Source organism: Massilia sp. GER05 (assembly GCF_052056005.1).
Classification (GTDB): Bacteria; Pseudomonadota; Gammaproteobacteria; order Burkholderiales; family Burkholderiaceae_D; genus Telluria; species Telluria orientalis.
In genome coordinates this window covers 830937-847243 of record NZ_CP178858.1, presented here as the reverse complement: position 1 = coordinate 847243, position 16307 = coordinate 830937, and the positions used below count along the sequence as shown (strand labels likewise).

General features: G+C 62.2%; 15 protein-coding genes. 6 read left to right on the top strand and 9 right to left on the bottom strand.

Features of this window, described 5'->3' with window-relative positions:
* Positions 1-332: 332 nt before the first annotated feature.
* The 6 genes from ACL58G_RS03735 to ACL58G_RS03710 all read left to right on the top strand — a co-directional run bounded on the left by ACL58G_RS03735 (position 333) and on the right by ACL58G_RS03710 (position 4911).
* Entirely contained in the window at positions 333-1034 is a 702-nt protein-coding gene (locus ACL58G_RS03735) for a S1C family serine protease (RefSeq protein WP_413380592.1), read from the top strand.
* A gap of 132 nt (positions 1035-1166) precedes the next feature.
* Positions 1167-1796, top strand: coding sequence for an XrtA/PEP-CTERM system exopolysaccharide export protein (locus ACL58G_RS03730; protein WP_056134225.1), 630 nt, complete (start codon positions 1167-1169; stop codon positions 1794-1796).
* Between the two features lie 190 nt (positions 1797-1986).
* Positions 1987-2640 (top strand): hypothetical protein, encoded by a 654-nt coding sequence (locus ACL58G_RS03725; RefSeq protein WP_413380590.1) that lies wholly within the window; start codon positions 1987-1989, stop codon positions 2638-2640.
* Between the two features lie 14 nt (positions 2641-2654).
* Positions 2655-2921, top strand: a complete 267-nt coding sequence (locus tag ACL58G_RS03720; protein WP_413380588.1) for an HPr-rel-A system PqqD family peptide chaperone — start codon at positions 2655-2657, stop codon at positions 2919-2921.
* The gene (locus ACL58G_RS03715; RefSeq protein ID WP_440965235.1) at positions 2915-3832 is read left to right on the top strand and encodes an HprK-related kinase A; all 918 of its coding nucleotides are present in this window, start codon (positions 2915-2917) and stop codon (positions 3830-3832) included. Before ACL58G_RS03720 ends, ACL58G_RS03715 begins: the two co-directional genes overlap by 7 nt.
* Positions 3829-4911, top strand: coding sequence for a nucleotidyltransferase domain-containing protein (locus ACL58G_RS03710; RefSeq protein WP_413380584.1), 1083 nt, complete (start codon positions 3829-3831; stop codon positions 4909-4911). The genes ACL58G_RS03715 and ACL58G_RS03710 overlap by 4 nt, the downstream gene beginning before the upstream one ends.
* A 48-nt stretch (positions 4912-4959) precedes the next feature.
* On the opposite strand, the gene ACL58G_RS03705 is transcribed toward ACL58G_RS03710, so the two are convergent.
* From ACL58G_RS03705 to ACL58G_RS03665, 9 genes are all read right to left on the bottom strand, one after another.
* On the bottom strand, positions 4960-6285 hold the full coding sequence (locus tag ACL58G_RS03705; RefSeq protein ID WP_440963779.1) for an IS4 family transposase: 1326 nt from the start codon (positions 6283-6285) through the stop codon (positions 4960-4962).
* A gap of 123 nt (positions 6286-6408) precedes the next feature.
* Positions 6409-7305, bottom strand: coding sequence for a PEP-CTERM sorting domain-containing protein (locus ACL58G_RS03700; protein WP_413380580.1), 897 nt, complete (start codon positions 7303-7305; stop codon positions 6409-6411).
* A gap of 310 nt (positions 7306-7615) precedes the next feature.
* Positions 7616-8527: a PEP-CTERM sorting domain-containing protein gene (locus tag ACL58G_RS03695; RefSeq protein ID WP_413380578.1), complete on the bottom strand. Its 912-nt coding sequence runs from the start codon at positions 8525-8527 to the stop codon at positions 7616-7618.
* 188 nt (positions 8528-8715) lie between these two features.
* Positions 8716-10005, bottom strand: a complete 1290-nt coding sequence (locus ACL58G_RS03690; protein ID WP_413380576.1) for a glycosyltransferase — start codon at positions 10003-10005, stop codon at positions 8716-8718.
* Between the two features lie 79 nt (positions 10006-10084).
* Positions 10085-11143 carry a molybdopterin biosynthesis protein MoeY gene (locus tag ACL58G_RS03685; protein WP_440965233.1) on the bottom strand — a complete coding sequence of 353 codons (1059 nt, stop codon included), beginning with the start codon at positions 11141-11143 and terminating at the stop codon, positions 10085-10087.
* A complete protein-coding gene (locus tag ACL58G_RS03680) occupies positions 11140-12027 on the bottom strand; it encodes a ThiF family adenylyltransferase (protein WP_413380574.1) in 888 nt (295 codons plus the stop codon). The genes ACL58G_RS03685 and ACL58G_RS03680 overlap by 4 nt, the downstream gene beginning before the upstream one ends.
* A 68-nt stretch (positions 12028-12095) precedes the next feature.
* The gene (locus tag ACL58G_RS03675) at positions 12096-12872 is read right to left on the bottom strand and encodes an N-acyl amino acid synthase FeeM domain-containing protein (protein ID WP_413337325.1); all 777 of its coding nucleotides are present in this window, start codon (positions 12870-12872) and stop codon (positions 12096-12098) included.
* Between the two features lie 119 nt (positions 12873-12991).
* Positions 12992-15772, bottom strand: coding sequence for an XrtA/PEP-CTERM system TPR-repeat protein PrsT (gene prsT, locus ACL58G_RS03670; RefSeq protein WP_413380572.1), 2781 nt, complete (start codon positions 15770-15772; stop codon positions 12992-12994).
* Between the two features lie 179 nt (positions 15773-15951).
* A complete protein-coding gene (locus ACL58G_RS03665) occupies positions 15952-16272 on the bottom strand; it encodes a hypothetical protein (RefSeq protein WP_413380570.1) in 321 nt (106 codons plus the stop codon).
* Positions 16273-16307: the final 35 nt, after the last annotated feature.

Here is a 16307-nt window from a genome sequence, read left to right as displayed (position 1 = left end):
GGAGTGCCTCATCTGCAACGCAAATGCCACCGAGCAAGCTGAGGACCGTGGGTTTTTTTGCTTAATATCCGTGAATTATTAGCATGGATTTAATAAAAAATCGTTAAACCGTTGTACGCCTTCAACGCTGAGAGCGCACGGTGAGCGATCGCATCGCGTAGACTTACGTTTCAGCAATTTTTCAAATTCTAACGCTTTATTGTAATGTCTAAATTGCAAAAGGGGGTGCACGGTTGATGCCGTTTCGTAATAGATTCTGGTCACGCCGCCGCGGATTGACGGCGTTACTGGCGGCAGGCGCGTTGGCGGCAGGCGTGTTGCCTGGCCAGTCGATGGCGACCGACCTGCGGCCCATCGTGCCGGTCATTAAACGCTCGGTCGTCGGTATCGGTACGTTCGAGCGGACCCGCAGCCCGTCGACCGTCTTCAACGGTACCGGTTTCGTCGTCGGGGACGGCCTGGACGTCATTACCAATGCCCACGTCGTACCGGCCACGCCGGCCGACGGCAAAATGGTACAGCTCGGCATCGTCTTGCCGGACGGAGAAGGCGTGCGCTTCCGCCCGGCCGAACTGGTGGCGCGTGACAATGAACACGACCTGGCCCACCTGCGCCTGTCCGGCACACCGCTGCCTGCGCTCGAGCTGGGCGATTCGGATACGGTCCAGGAAGGCCAGGAACTGGCATTGACGGGTTTTCCGTTGGCCATGGCCTTGGGCCTGCATGCAGCCACGCACCGGGCGACGCTCGCGGCGATCACGCCCATCGTCCGCCCGTCGCTCGGCGCGCGCAGCCTCGACCCGCGCCAGATCGCCGCACTGCAACGCGAACCCTTCAATATCTTCCAGCTCGACGGGACGGCGTATCCGGGCAACAGCGGCAGTCCCGTCTACGATCCCGCCACCGGCAAGGTGCTCGGCGTGATCAATGCCGTGTTCGTCAAGGGATTGAAGGAGACGGCGATCTCGGCGCCGAGCGGGATCACGTATGCGATTCCGGTGAACCATGTCCGGGACTTGTTGCGAAAAAAATAGGCAGAAAAGCCGCAAGCACGTCATGACCATGAACAATTTATATTGTGCGGCGTCTGTTCATTTGGCACTATGCTATACAATACCAATCTGTTAATGGCTTTATAACAATGGCTTTACCGAAAGGGATCTGACGTGGGCAAGTACAAGGCGAACCTGGGGAAATATTCGGCGATCGTGCTCGCCGCTGCATGCGTGCTGGCGCTGGGCGGTTGCGCAACGCGTGGTGGCCAACAGCCGATCGAGACGCAGGTGACCGATTCCCAATATCTGATCGGGCCGGGCGATGCCGTCAACATCATCGTCTGGCGCAACCCGGAAGTGTCGATGTCGGTGCCGGTCCGTCCGGACGGCAAGATCACGACGCCGCTCGTCGAGGACCTGCCGGCTGCCGGCAAGACGTCGACCGCGCTTGCGCGTGACATCGAAAAAGCCCTGGCCAAGTACATCCAGCAACCGGTCGTCACCGTCGTCGTCACGAACTTCATCGGCAATTACTCCGAACAGATCCGTGTGATCGGCCAGGCGACCAAGCCGCAGGCGCTGCCATATCGCCGCGACATGAGCCTGATGGACGTGATGATCGCCGTCGGCGGCACCACCGAATTCGCGGCGGGCAATCGCGCCAGCCTGATCCGTAACGTGGACGGCAAACAACAACGCTTCAACGTCCGCCTGGACGACCTGATCAAGGATGGCGACATCTCGGCCAACGTGCCGATGCGTCCGGGCGACGTCCTCGTCATCCCGGAAAGCTTCTTCTGATAACATCAGTCGTCGATATTTTTTACACCACCCAGTGTTCCAACATACAATAGTGGTTGCTGGGTGGTATGGCGCCAAAATAAGCACCTGATTTAATGTAAGTTTTTCTTCCAGGAACCACGTTGGCGTAAAACTTGCTTGATCAGGTACTGGTCGCCCTCAGTGAGCGACAACATTTTGGGGAACGCACGTGGCTACCGAACATCAAGATAACGACAAGATCGAACCGGCGCCGTCCTTGACCAAACGGGGCGCGGCACGCCGTCGCCTGGCCAAAGCCGGCATGGGCGCGGGGGTACTTGCGACGCTGGAAAGCAAATCGGCGATGGCGTCGATGGTCTGCAGATCGCCTTCGGGCTCGCTGTCGGACGGCTTGTCGACGAGTCATTATGGCAATACCGCGCCCGCGTGCAGCGGTATGGGGCCGGATTACTGGCTGGCTCCCAAGTGCGGCTGGCCAGTCTCGCGCGATCTCATGTTTTCCAGGGTTTTTTCGGTGACCAGTGGCGGCTCCTGTCCGACGCGTTATACGGATACTTATTACGCAAAGAAAACGTCTGGCGCCAAATATTATGAACCGGGTTCTTATGGCTGCGCCAAGCTGTCGGATATGCTGAATCCCCAGTCGTTCGATACCAACCGCGTTGGCATGCACCTGGTCACTGCCTATCTTAATATCCTGCAGGGTTACGTGGGCTTCCTGAAGGTTGAAGACCTGCAGACCATGTGGAACGAGCTGCAGTCCACGGGCCGGTTCAGCCCGACGGCGAGCGTGTACTGGGGCACCGCCGAGGTCGCACACTACCTCAGCTCGATTCACGCTCCCTCGCCTTACGACGTATAAGAGCGGCGAAACGCATGTGGCGTCTGATGCCTGGCCAGGCGCTGGCCTGCCGGGAATGGGATGGGGAAGCCGTGCTGTACAACGACTTGTCGGGCAATACCCACCTGCTGGATGGCGCCGCGCTCGACCTGTTGTTCGCCCTGCGTGACGAGCCCGCCGATGCGGTCGGGCTGGCCGGCCGCCTGGCCGACCGCTTCGATGCCGGCGACGACGACCTCGTTTCCCTGATCGACGAGATGCTGGCAGCGCTTGCCGGGCTGGACCTGATCGAGCCATGCTGACGGTCGGTTCGCTGTCGCGCGCCGAACTGGCGGCACGCCTGTCCGGTGACGGCCTCGTGTTGCGCACCGGCCCCTTCACCAACAGCATCCGCAGCGACGTGGCGCCCTTGATCGACAGCGTCGCGCTGATGTATGCGGATTACCCCGTCGAGCCTGTGGGCGGCTTCGTCGACTTCCACCTCGAACTGCGGCGTTCGGGCGGCTTGCGCCGCTGGTACAAGTCGCAGGTACATTTCGCCTATGACGGCACCACGCCGTTCCAGCCCCTGCCGCTGGCGCAGGCGTATCCGATGCTGGAATGGACCATGAACTGGTGCGTCTCCCACCGCGCCCACGGCTACCTGATCGTCCACGCGGCCGTGCTCGAGAAACATGGCCGCGCCATCATCCTGCCGGCACCGCCCGGCTCCGGCAAGAGCACGCTGACGGCCGCGCTGCTGGGCCACGGCTGGCGGCTGCTGTCGGACGAGATGACGCTCGTGCGCCTCGACGACGGCGTTCTCGTGCCGCTGCCGCGCCCGGTCAGCCTCAAGAATACGTCGATCGACATCATCCGTGCGTTCCGTCCGGACGCCGTACTGAGCCGGCCCGTGGAAGAAACGACCAAGGGAACGATCGCCCACCTGAAGGCGCCGGGAGCAAGCATCGCCCGCGCCCTCGAACCCGCGCGCCCGGCATGCATCGTGTTCCCGCGCTGGGAGGCCGGTGCCGCCATCGCATTGGATCCGCTGCCGAAGGCGCGCGCCTTCATGCAGGTGGCCGACAACTGTTTCAACTACCAGGTGCTGGGTGCGCGCGGCTTTACGGCCCTCGGCGGGCTGATCGACGCCAGCGACGCCTACACGTTCCGCTACAGCAGCCTGCCCGAGGCGATGGCGTTGTTCGAACGCCTGGTGCTGGGGGACGCATGACGCCGCTGCTGATACGCGTGTTGCGCGATCCGGGCACCGTGCAAGGACTGGACGACGCCGGCTGGGACCTGCTGCTGCGCCAGGCCGACGCCGCCAACCTCGACGCGTATCTGCTCGTCCTGCTGGAAGATGCCGGCCTGCTCGATGCCGTTCCCGCCGCACCGCGCGCGCACCTGGAGTGGACGCGCGTGGGCGCCGCCGGACATGCCAGGGCGGCCCGCTACGAAGTCCGCCAGATCGGCCGGGCGCTCGACGGGCTGGGACTGCCGCTGATCCTGCTCAAGGGCGCCGCATACGCGATGGCGGGCCTGGACGCCGGCCGCGGCCGCCTGTTTTCCGACATCGACATTCTCGTGCCGAAGGCGCGGCTGCCCGAGGTCGAGGCGGCGCTGATGATGCATGGCTGGATCACCACGCACCACGATGCCTACGACCAGCGCTACTACCGGGAATGGATGCACGAGTTGCCGCCGATGCAGCACGCCCGGCGCGGCAACTCGATCGACGTGCACCACGCGATCCTGCCGGAAACGGCCCCTGTGCGCCCGGATCCGGCCAGGTTGCGCGCGAGCGCTCGTCCGATCCCGGGCGAACCGCATCTGGCCACGTTGTCGCCGGCCGACATGGTCCTGCACAGCGCCGTGCACCTGTTCTTCGACGGCGAATTCGACAAGGGCTTGCGCGACCTCGTCGACCTGCACCGCCTGCTGACGCAGTTCGGCCAGGCGCCCGGGTTCTGGGAGACGTTGCCGGCGCGAGCTCGCGAGCTCGAGCTTGGGCGGCCGCTGTTCTATGCGCTGCGGTATTGTCCGCGCCTGCTCGGTACCGTCGTCCCGCCGGCCGTGCAGGCGGCGGTGGCATCCGAGGGACCGAACGCGGCCCTGCTGTGGCTGATGGACCGTTTGTTCGCGCGCGCGCTGCTGCCGCTGCATGCAAGCTGCGCGGACGCATTCAGCGACGCGGCGCGCTTTGCCTTGTACGTGCGCGGGAACTGGCTGCGCATGCCGCCGCTGCTGCTGGCCCGGCATCTGTTTCATAAAGCGTTCCTCAGCGGGAAGAGCGACACACAGGCAGCCTGACCCGTCCGCCCATAAAAAAACCGCGGCCGAGGCCGTAATGCCGTTCAGTTAAGCTAGCTTCTTGACCTTCCGGACGGCATAACGCTTTGGCGTTGCCTTGACGGCCCGGTCGCATTTGCGGCCGGGCCGTTCGTCTTTCAGGAGGCTAACCAGCCTTTCCCGCAAGTGTCTCATCGACGCAGGCAATTTTCCATACGATCTCGTGACGCCGGCCCAGTGTAGTTCGAATTGGATCAGGTGGAATGCCCGGATGAAGCTGACCTCGGTCGGCTCGCACTTCACCGCCAGCGCAGCCTTGGCGATCTCGAGCCGGATCAGGTTGTAGGCAATAAGCGTTCCCCAGATTTCCTGATATACGCCATCCGTTGTTTTCGAGCGCAGCGTCAGTGCCGTGCCGAGCATCGTTTGCTTGAGCTCCCGGTAGCTCGTTTCAATCCCCCAGCGCTTGTCGTAACAGGCGGCGATATCGCTTGGCTTGTAGCGACGACGGTCGCGCAGCGAGGTCAGCAGGATGCGTTTGCGGGCCTGTGCGTCGACGACGGTGATCGCGCGCGCTTCCCAGAACTCGGGCAATTCTGCGCACTTGGCCCTGGCCTGGGGCGACACACGCATGCGCACCAACATATCGTCGCTTTCGGCTTCGAGCGCTTCCCACTTGGTGTTCGATTTGGCTGGAATGATGTAGTGCCGTTCGGCGCCGCTGCCTGTCAGGCCGCACAAGATTTCGGCCGAGAGAAAGCCTCGATCGAAGACCGTCAGCGATTCATCCGGAATAGCCTCGATAAGCTGCTTTGCGTACAGCATTTCATTGGTCGAGTATGGGCCGAACGCGGCACTATGCACCAGGTGCGTGGGCAGCGACGTGAGGGTGACACCGCGCACTTGCGGATAGCTGGCGACCGTATCGCTGGCGTAGCTCTGGGCGCCAAAGTGGTTGCGATTTTCCGCAGTGTCGTGCGTGCGCAAGGTCGTCCCGTCCATGGCGAACAGCTGCAGTCCTTTGAACAGGTAAGCCATCCTGTCCTGCGTCACCCAATGCCTTGCCGAGCGCTCGAATAGCCACTTCAAGGGCTCAGGTCCGACGCGCTGGCGCGCTTGGGCCGCAGCGCTTTTGCTGACGAACGGCGTCTGCGCGTCCGGTAGCGCCAAACCAAGATCATCCAGCACTTCGCTGATCGATTTGTGCCGATACAAAGCCAGTGCCACCATCAGCCATACAACCTGCTCGGCAGGCAGGCGACGATGCCGGATACTCGTCGCTTCCGTGCTCATGACGGCCTGCTCGATCCATTCGTATGGCAAATGCTCCCCCAACCTTGCCCAGTCGGGAGCCTCAAGATGATTTGCCAGAAAATGCAGAGTGTCGTCGAACATGGCGACGAAGGTTAACAGCGATGCCCGGCGTTTACAACGATTAAATAAAAATGCCGTTCAGTCTTAACTGAACGGCATTACGGCCGAGGCCGCGGTTTTGCATGGTGCCGATGCCTGTCCGGATCAGGCCTTCGGAGCGCGGCGGCGCTTGGCGCCGACCAGGCCCAGCATGCCCATACCCAGCAGCATGATGCTTGCCGGTTCCGGCACGCGGCCGTTTTCGACCGAGAAGGCGCCGTCGACCTTGAACACCAGGTCGTCCGTCGTCACGCTGTAGTCCGGGAACAGGGCGTCGCCACCTTTGTGGAAGCCGTTGGTCAGCGAGTCGCCGGCCGGCAGGTTCAGGTTCGAGTCGTATTTGAACGTCACGCTCGTCAGGCCAGCCAGGTAGTCCTGGTTGATGAAGTCGCCCGACTCGAGGATCGCAGCGGTCATCTTGGTCGAACCGATGCCGACGCCGGTAGCGCTGTCGGTGGTGAACGTCGACAGCGTGACGTTCGGATCGACGGTCAGCAGGGCAACCATGATGCCGTCATCGAAACCGGTGCCGGTGCTGGTGAAGGCGTTGGCTTGGGTGTCGTAATAGATGGCGACCTTATTCGCGCCCGGGGTGTTGTTCAGGCCAAAGCTGGCGTTCAGCGTGGTGCCCGCCGTGCTGGACGTTTTCACGAATTCGCTCAGCTTTGCCACGATCGTGAATTCGAAAGCCGAGGAGTCGTTCGGGGCGCCGTCTGCGGTCGAGTCCAGGTTGCCACGGAAATTGGCGGTCGTGCTGCCATTGACGGCGGACAGGTTGGCTTGATACAGGAAGTCGAATTGTTTGCCTACGGTCAGTTGCTGAGCGCTCGGGATCCCCTTGGCGACGCCGCTGCCGGTCGAGTTCCAGTCCAGGCTGGTCACGTTGGTAGCGTAGACACCGCCGCTACCGTCTTGCAGAGTGAATGCTTGTGCCGACGATGCAGCGAATGCGAAACCGAGTGCGGCTGCAACCGGAATCAATTTGCGGAACGAAATCTTCATGTTGGCTCCAAGTGGATGCTTATTAAGTTGTTCGGTATAGGCGCCGCGTTCTGCGGGCTTGTTCCTACTTAATGCAAACCCCGTGCCAGTCTTTTCTTTTCTTTATAAATCAAAAGCTTACGTCGAAAACTTGCGTCCGGGGTAGGCCAACTGTAAAAAATTCCGATTTTTTATGTGTCCTTGCGTAAAGTTTTTAGATGTTTTTGGGAAAGAATGCGTGAAGGAAATCGGTCATATCATAAAGAAAGTTGCGCACAATAAAAAACCGCGGCCGTAGCCGCGGTTTTCGTGATGCCGATGCCTGTCCGGATCAGGCCTTCGGAGCGCGGCGGCGCTTGGCGCCGACCAGGCCCAGCATGCCCATACCCAGCAGCATGATGCTTGCCGGTTCCGGCACGCGGCCGTTCTCGACGGAGGTCGCGCCGTCGACCTTGAACACCAGGTCGTTCGGCGTCACACCGTACGCCGGGAACAGGTCCGTGTTGCCGCCGGCGCCAGAGTGGAACGAGCTGGTCATCGAGTCGAGTGCCGGCAGGTTCAGGTTCGAATCGAACTTGAAGCTCACGTTCGTCAGACCCTTCAGATAGTTCTGGTTGATGAAGTCGCCGCTTTCCATGATCGAAGCCGTCATCTTGGTCGAACCCAGGCCGCTGCCGGTGACGACGTTGGTGGTGAACGTGGAGAGCGTGCTGGCCGGGTCGACGGTCAGCAGGGCAACCATGACGCCGTCGTCGAAGCCGGTGCCGGCGCTGGTGAAGGCGTTGGCTTTGGTGTCGTAGAAGATCGCCACTTTGTTGGCGCCGACGGTGTTGTTCAGGCCGAAGGTTGCGCTCACCGTCTTGTTGACCGGATCGGCCGACGACGTTTTCACGTATTCGCTCAGCTTTGCCACGATCGTGAACTCGAAAGCCGACGAGTCGTTCGCCACGCCATCCGCGGTCGAATCCAGGTTGCCGCGGAAGTTGCCAGTGGTCTGGCCATTAACGGACGACAGGTTCGCCTGATACAGGAAATTAAAGGGATTGCCTTGCGTCAGTGCCACGCCGTTGGCGATGCCTTTGGCAACGCCGCTGCCGGTGGAGTTCCAGTCCAGGCTATTCACGTTGGATGCGTACGTTACGCCAGCACCATTTTGCAGGGTGAATGCTTGTGCCGACGATGCGGCGAAGACCAGACCAAGGGCGGCTGCGACCGGGATCAGTTTGCGGAACGAATTCTTCATTTAGGCTCCAAAAGTGGATGCGTGTTAGGTTTGTTCGGTTAAACCGCATGTTCATTGATGCGGCTTATGCCAACCCTAATGCAAATGCCGTGCCAGGAGTTGTTCTGCTGTTCTAAATCAACGACTTATGAATAAATGCAAAAAAATACCCGATTCGGGGGGAGGGCTGCTGTAAAAAATTCCGACAGTCACTGAATAGCGTTCGTTAACGCACTTTTTTGATTCTCGGTTGCAACGGAATTGGCCTCCACGTAAGTGGTCGGTGCATGGCGATGGAATGCCTGTACGCCTTCCAGAAACGCCGTCATGCGTTGCGCCGCCGGATAGTTGGAGAAGGCGTCGGCCACGCGACGGGCGCCTGCCCTCAGCGCCGGATCGTCGAGCATTGCGCGCACCTGGCGCGTCAGTTTCTTGGCGCGGAAGCGGTCGGCGCGCAGAAGGGCGCCAGCACCGGCCTTGATGACGCCGCTCATGTTCAGGAACTGGTCGAGATTGCTGGCGATGCCGAGCACCGGCACGCCGGCGGCCAACGCCTGCTGGCTGGTCGGGCTGCCGCCGTTGCAGACGACGAGGCTGGCGCGCTTGGCCGCCAGGTCGCCCGGCAGATAAGGGGCAACGAACGCATTCGTCGGCGCACTGGCCACGTCGATCGTGCCCGCCGTGGCGGCGATGACCGTCACCGGCAGCGGCGCCAGCGCTTCCAGCACGAGCGGCAGCAGGCGGCCCTGGCCGGAACTGCCGAGCGTGACGTAGACGATCGGCTTATCTTCCGGCAATTTATCCCACCAGTCCGGCTTGGCCAGCGGCGGCGCCCAGATGATGGGGCCGATGTAGGCATGCTGCTGGGGCAGGCTCTTCGGCGGGAAGAGATCGGGGACGTCGGCGTACATGCTGTAGTCGGCGTCCGTATACACCTTGCGCAAGTCGGTACCCAGCGACGGCAGGCCGTACTGGCGGCGTACGCGGTTCAGCGGCACGGAATGCGAGGCGAACGCGACCGGACGCGCCATGCGGAAGATCGCATTCGCGATGCGGATCGGCAGCAGGCGCGTCAGCGGGATGTGCGGCACGGCGTAATGCTGCACGACGTACGGGCTCCAGTAGGCGTTCATCAGCGACACGTACGGGATCCGGCGCAGCCGTGCACTGACCGAGAGCGACAGCCGGAAATCGCCGATGACGATGTCCGGACGGACCGCGTCGAGCACGCGCAGGTCGTCTTCGACGTAGCTGGCGAGCGTCGCCGTGCTGTACACCGGCTTGCCGCCCGCGAGCGCGTCGAGGAATTGCTGGCTCGGAATGCTGTGGATGGTCCAGCGGGTGAACTGCGTCCCGTTGAAGCAGAATTCGTAGCCGTCCGCGCACGCGACGTGCACGTCGAAACGTGCGGGATCGAGAGATTGCGCGAGCGCGATGGGGCGGCCGACGTGGGCGAGCGTCACGGCTTCCGCAAAGAACAGGATTTTGATACGTTCCATAGGGGTATCGATAGAAAGATGGTTGCGGGAACGTGCCAGGCGGACGGCGCCGGCGGCGCGGACATCCCGCGCCGCCGGTTTACTTCATCAGTTCTTCGAGCGGCTTGCGCAGCGAACGGGCCTGGGGCGCCGGACCTGCGCCGAGCCGGCCCATGAAGACCGGATGGCCGTTGCCGGTGCCGATCAGCTTGTGCAGACGTTGCTGCAATTGCCGCGCCGAATGGTGCAATTTGTCGACGGTCGAGAACGGCTCGCCATGCTGCACGTAGGCGGAAAAGATCAGGGGCGTCATCTCCGGCTGCATCGCGAGGCCCAGGTGGGTCAGCGTCAGCCAAAAACGCTGCACGGCGCGGCCGGCGGCGACGTGATCCTCGACCGTTTCCGGCGCGTGCCTGGCCATGATGACGAAGTGGGCGGCGCAGCGCAGACCCGGCACGAGGTCCATCTGCAGGCGCGGCGCCCAGGTGCCCATCAGCCGGTTCATCGTCGACAGGCGGCCCCAGCTGACCATCGCCCATTTCATCAGGCGCAGGGTGGCGGCATCGACGCCCAGGGCCTGGTCGGGCACGCGGTCGGGGCTGTGGCGTGCGTTCCAGTGGATGATGCGGCGGTGTACCTCGTAGGCTTCCGGCATCGTCAGGCGCAGCTTGGCGTTCGAAAACATCAGGCGCGCCGCAGCCAGTTTGCCGCTGAAGCCTTCGATCCAGCGCACTTCGTAGCCGGGGCCGACGCTGTCCTCGAGGGCACGTTTTTCCTCGGGCAGCAGGGGGCGCGTGCTCATCGCGCGGCGCTGCACGCTGCGGGTCGTGATGGCGCCCAGCAGCGGACTCGGCTTCACAGCGGGATCGGCCACGAAGCGTACGTCGAACACGGGCAGGTGGTCCTGGTCGTCCGGACGCCGGGTGATCTCGGCGCGCAGCCCGTGGGCGGTGGCGGCGATCGCCATCGTTTCCAGCAGGGTGCCGTGCGAGATCTGGCTCGGGCGGCCGCGGAAGTCGTACACGGTATCCTCGCGCGTATCGTGGAAGTGCACGGCCACGTGGTCGGGGCCGAGCACTTCGAAACGCCACACCTGCGTGTTGTCGCCGCTCGGCGCCCAGCGCGCCAGGTCGAGGATGTCGCGGAGGGTCTGGTTCATGCCTGTACCGCTTTCCCGGCGAGCTGGCGCGTCATCTGACGCTTGGCGACGGCGATCATCAGGCGGTGGAACGGGTTGCCGTTGCCGCCCGGGCGCCAGGTGTGGGCCAGCTTGTTACGATAGGCGTCGAACTGCACGCCGTGCGGCGCGGCCAGGACCTTGCCGCGTCCCAGCAGGATCTTCAGCGCCTCGGTGGCGACGATGCCGGCGCATAGCTGGCAGGCCATGAACGTGGAGGGACCGCGGCGCTCGGCGAAATTGACGGCGTCCGGCACGACGAGGTACGGGCGGTGCAGGCCGGCCGGCGCCAGGCCGACGACGAAGCGAATGGCCTTGTCCAGTTCGGGCAGGTCGCCCCATTGGAAATATTCTTCGAACGTCATCTGGCCCGGGATGAAATTCAGCAGGGCGGCACCCATGCCCAGCGGCGCGGCCGTCGTGGCCGGGATGCCGAGGCGGGCGCAGGCGGCAAACGTCTGCTGGCGGGCGTCGAAGGCAAAGAAGTCGAGTGCGTCGACGTAGAGGTCGACGCCGTCCAGGAATTGGTCGAGATTGCCCTGGTTGACGCCGTCAGGAAAGATCTTGACGTCGATTTCGGGATTGATGTCCTTGGCCATGCGGGCCAGGACTTCGGCCTTCGGTTGGCCGACCGTCGACATCATGGCGCCGACCTGGCGGTTGAAGTTGACGATGTCGAAGGTGTCGAAGTCGGCGATATGAAACTTCGCCACGCCCAGGCGAGCGAGGGTGAGCAGGTGTACGCCGCCGACCCCGCCGCCGCCGGCAATGGCGACACGCTTGCCGCGCAGGGTCTGCTGTTCTGCAGGCGTTACCCAGCCGATATTGCGCGAAAACGCCTGTTCATAGCGGAACGGATTTGTCATTGATGAGGAAAAACGGTTTTATCGATAAAACGGCCGAAAGCACCGATATCTGCTACGCACAGCGCATTTTATGCGTGTTGTTCGTCCATGCGCAGGAGGCGGTTGATGATGCCTCGTTCTTCACGCGGCGAGAAGAAATAAGGGTAAAACGAACGTTCGGACACGTTGTTATCGGCGCTGAACGTGCCACCGTATTTCTGGATCTGCTCCGTCACGAATTCCAGGTTCACCCGCAGCAGGTAGGCCGGTGCCTCGACGCGCGGATTGACTTTCAGTTCGCCCTCTTGCTGGAAGCCGAGCATGCGTTCGTAAAAACGGCGATGGCGCGGATTCACTTCGATGACGATATCCGTGCACTGGTGGATGTCGCGGGCATAGATCACGGCCAGGTGAAACAGGTTGGCCAGCGACGTTTTAGAGCGGACCGACGGGTCGAACGCCAGCTTCGTGAACTCGCACAGGCGCGCACCCTTGTTGCGGTGCGCGTCCAGCTCCTCCTTGAAGATCTGGTCCGCCATCAGGCCGATCGGCGAATCGATACCAATCGTGAGCGTACCGACCACGTCACCCTTGTCGGTGGCGGTGAGGGTAATGCGATTCGGGTCGTCGCTGAATTGATGGGTACCGGCATAACCGCGCCAGGCATACATCTTGTTGATCAGCATACTTGCCGAATTTCGCCCGTCCGCAGTATCGGTAAGCCGGATTCCATACGAATCGTGGTTCACGATAACATCCTCATATTGCGAGGGCGTCATATTATCGCGATCACCAAAATCATGAGCGTCCGATAGGGATGCGGCCGAACCACCCTCTGGATCCTTGAAATCGTCGAAAGTCGTCATCGCAGGATTCCCCAATTGTTTAAAAACGTTCGCGTACTGCGAACGGAAGTTCTGGTCGCCCTACGCCCTGGCGGTGCCGGGCGTGGATTATTATTTATTTATTAATGTATATTAGCTTCTTACAAAGCCTTTAGCAATGCGCGCGCTTCATCGGCCTGGGCGAACGATTTGTCGTCCGCCAGAAGCTTGTCGAGCTCCTTGCGCGCGCCCGCCTTGTCGCCCGATTTGCTCAGGCCCACTGCAAGGTGGTAGCGCACTTCCGACGACTTCGGCACCAGGGTGCTGGCTTTCTGCAGCAGCGGCAGGCCGCGGCCCGTATTGCCCTGTTCCACCAGCAGCCAGCCCAGCGTGTCCATGATGCCGGCGTTGTTCTCAGCAAGTTTATATGCCTGCTCGGCCGTTGCAAGTGCGCGCGGATCTTTCACTTGCTGATAAGCATACGCCAGGTTGTTCAGCGCGGCAGCATTGTTCGGCGCGCGCTTGACGATGTCTTCCAGGCGTGCGATCGCGGCCTTGTAATCCTTGGCAACCAGATGGTTCTCGGCGACGTACATGCCGACCAGGATGTCGTTCGGGTTGTCCTTCAGGAATTGGGCTGCACGGGCTTGCGCTTCCTTGCCCTTGCCGGTCAGCGTCATGGCCTGCAGGGATTTCATGAGGATTTCCGGCGCCTTGGCGATCGCGAACGCCTTGTCGTAGGCGGGCAATGCCTGCGCCGGCTTCCTTTGCGACATCAGCACGTCGCCTTCGGTGGCGTAGCCGACGGGCGACTTGTCGTCGATCTTCTGGATTTGGCGAGCCATGGCCAGCGCTTCGTCCCCGTGGCCCATGCGCACGGCGAGCTCGACCTGGGCGAGACGGGCGGCGATCAGGTTCGGTTGCAGGTCGATGGCGCGCTTCAGGTCGTCGGCCGCAGCATTATTGTTCTGCATCAGCATGTGCACACCGGCCAGGCGCAGGTGCGGCGCGGCCGATTTCGGGGCCAGGTTGACGAGCTTGCTGTAGGTTTCCAGCGCCCCAGCCGTGTCCTTGTTGGCGATCTGGGCCTGGCCCAGCAGTTCCACCAATTCGGGATTGGTCGGGTTGGCGGTCTGGACCTTGCGTGCCAGCGTCAGCGCTTTTTGTGCCTGTCCCGTACGCAGATAGTGCCGGCCGAGGTTGAGCGCCGGGCCGACGGCTTCCGGCTTCACATTGCTGGCCTTCTCGAACCACGACGTCGCTTCTTCGGGATGATTCTGCATCGTCGCCAGTTCGCCCAGGGCGCGCATCGCGTCGACGTTGTTCGGTTCCTTCTGCAGGACTTTTTCGTAGCGCTGCTTGGCGGCGTCGGGTTTCTTCTCGACGAGGTCCAGGCGTGCCAGGTTCTGGACGGCCGGGATGAAGGTCGGTTGCAGGGCCACGGCCTTGTCCAGCGCGGCACGGGCGGCAGGCACGTCGCCCTTGACCATGTTGACGGCGCCGCGCAGGGTCAGCACCTGCGGATTGTCGGGCTGTTGCTTTTCGAGCGCGTCGATGGCGGCCAGCGCCTTGTCGTAATGCTTGAGGCTGATTTCCGTCTGGACCAGCGCCATCGTCGCCTGCGCCGACTTCGGGTCGAGCTCCGTGGCCTTCTGCAGTTCGGACAGGCCGCGCGCCTGATCGCCCTGGGCCAGCTTGGACAGGCCGAGCGAGGTACGCAGGCCGGCCGCCTTCGGTGCCAGCGTCGTGGCTTTTTCCAGGTAGACGCTGGCTTTGTTGAAGTCACGCACCTGCATATAGGTTTCGCCGGCCAGCGCGAGTACCTGCGGATCGTCCGCCGCGTTCTTTAGTGCCGGCGCGAGCGTGGCGGCAGCGTCGTTCGGTTGCGCGCTCTTGAGCTGGGCCTGGGCCAGCAGCTTGCGGGCGTACACGTCGTCCGGATTGAATTCCAGGTATTTGCGCAGGTGCTGGTCGGCTTGTTGCAAGGCACCGAGGTTCAGTTCCGATGCGCCGGCCAGCAGCACGCTGGGCATGTGATCGGGCGCGACTTTCAGTACGCGTTGCAGGGCATCCTGGGCAGCCGAATACTTACCTTGCGAGAATTCGTACAGTGCGCGGGTATAGGTCACGAGCAGATTGCCGGGCGCATTCTTCTCGGCCGCGTCGATTTCCGCTTTTGCGTCCGCGAACTTGCCGCGGGTGATGTTGACGTAGGCTTTCTCGATGTGGGCCGTGCGATGGTGCGGATTCAGTGCCAGCGCCTGGTCGAAGGCGGCGAGCGCCTCGTCGGACTTGCCCTGCGTGCGCAGCAGCGAGCCGCGCGCCATGAAGACATCCGCATTCTTCGGATCCTTGGCCACGGCCTCGTCGATGTAACGCGCGGCCGCGTCCTTGTCCTGCTTGGCGACGGCGTAGCGCGCCAGGCCGAGCAGGGCGTCGCCGGCATTGGCGTTCAGCGCCAGGGCTTGCTCGAACGCCTGCTTGGCTTCGTCGAGCTTGCCGGTGGCCAGCAGGGCGTCGCCGCGCAGCGTCAACAACGGCGCCGATTTGGCGGCCACTTCCGGCGTGACTTCGTCGAGGATTTCCTTGAACTTGCCTTGCTGCGACATCGCCCTGGCCAGCTGGGGCAGCACGCGGTCGGCGGCGATCCCATTCGAGCGGGCCTTGCGGAATTCCTTCTCGGCCGAGGGGAAATCGCCCATGTTGAGTTGGAGGTTGCCCAGCTCCATGCGCGCCTCGCCGTTTTCCGGGCTTTTTTCGACCGCATTCTTAAGCTGAATCATTGCCGACTTCAGGTCACCTTTTTGCTGATACTGCTTGGCTTCAGTCAGCAGCTGCTCGGTCGACTGCGTGGAGCGGCCGCAGGCGGACAGCCCGGCGACCATGAACGCGCCGGACAGGATGGCAGCGGTAAGTTTCAGCTTGTTGGGGTGACGCGGCATCTGGCATTCCTCGAGATATGTATCGTAACCGCAATGGTGTGCGGATTCCTCTTCAACAATAATACCTGAAGGAATACTAACAAAGACGCACAAGTTTGCCGTCGTGTTGCAAATCCCCCCACCAAAGTGGTGGAAGTCGGTCACATTTGACGTCATATCTCGACAATATGACGACTATATTACGATCCTGGGCCGTTTTCGCCTTTGCGCAGCCGGCTCAGCAGGGCTTCGACGTTGTCGCCGACGGGCAAGCCATGGCGACGCAACAATTGCACGTGCAATACAAGGTTTTCGAGCACGAGCTTGGCCGACACGGCCAGCAGGGTCATCAAACGGTCTTCGGTACTGAAGTTTTCCATCGAGGCGGCCATCTCGCACAGGTGGTTGGCGACGAGTTCACGCAAGTCGTCCTCGGGAAAGGGCAGGTCCGCGAAGTCGATCGGGTCTTCCTGTTCGACTTCGCGCATGAGGGCGGCGAGTTGTTGCGGCTGGATCGGCATACATGGCTCCGGTGATGGTCCCCGGAGCCATTCTA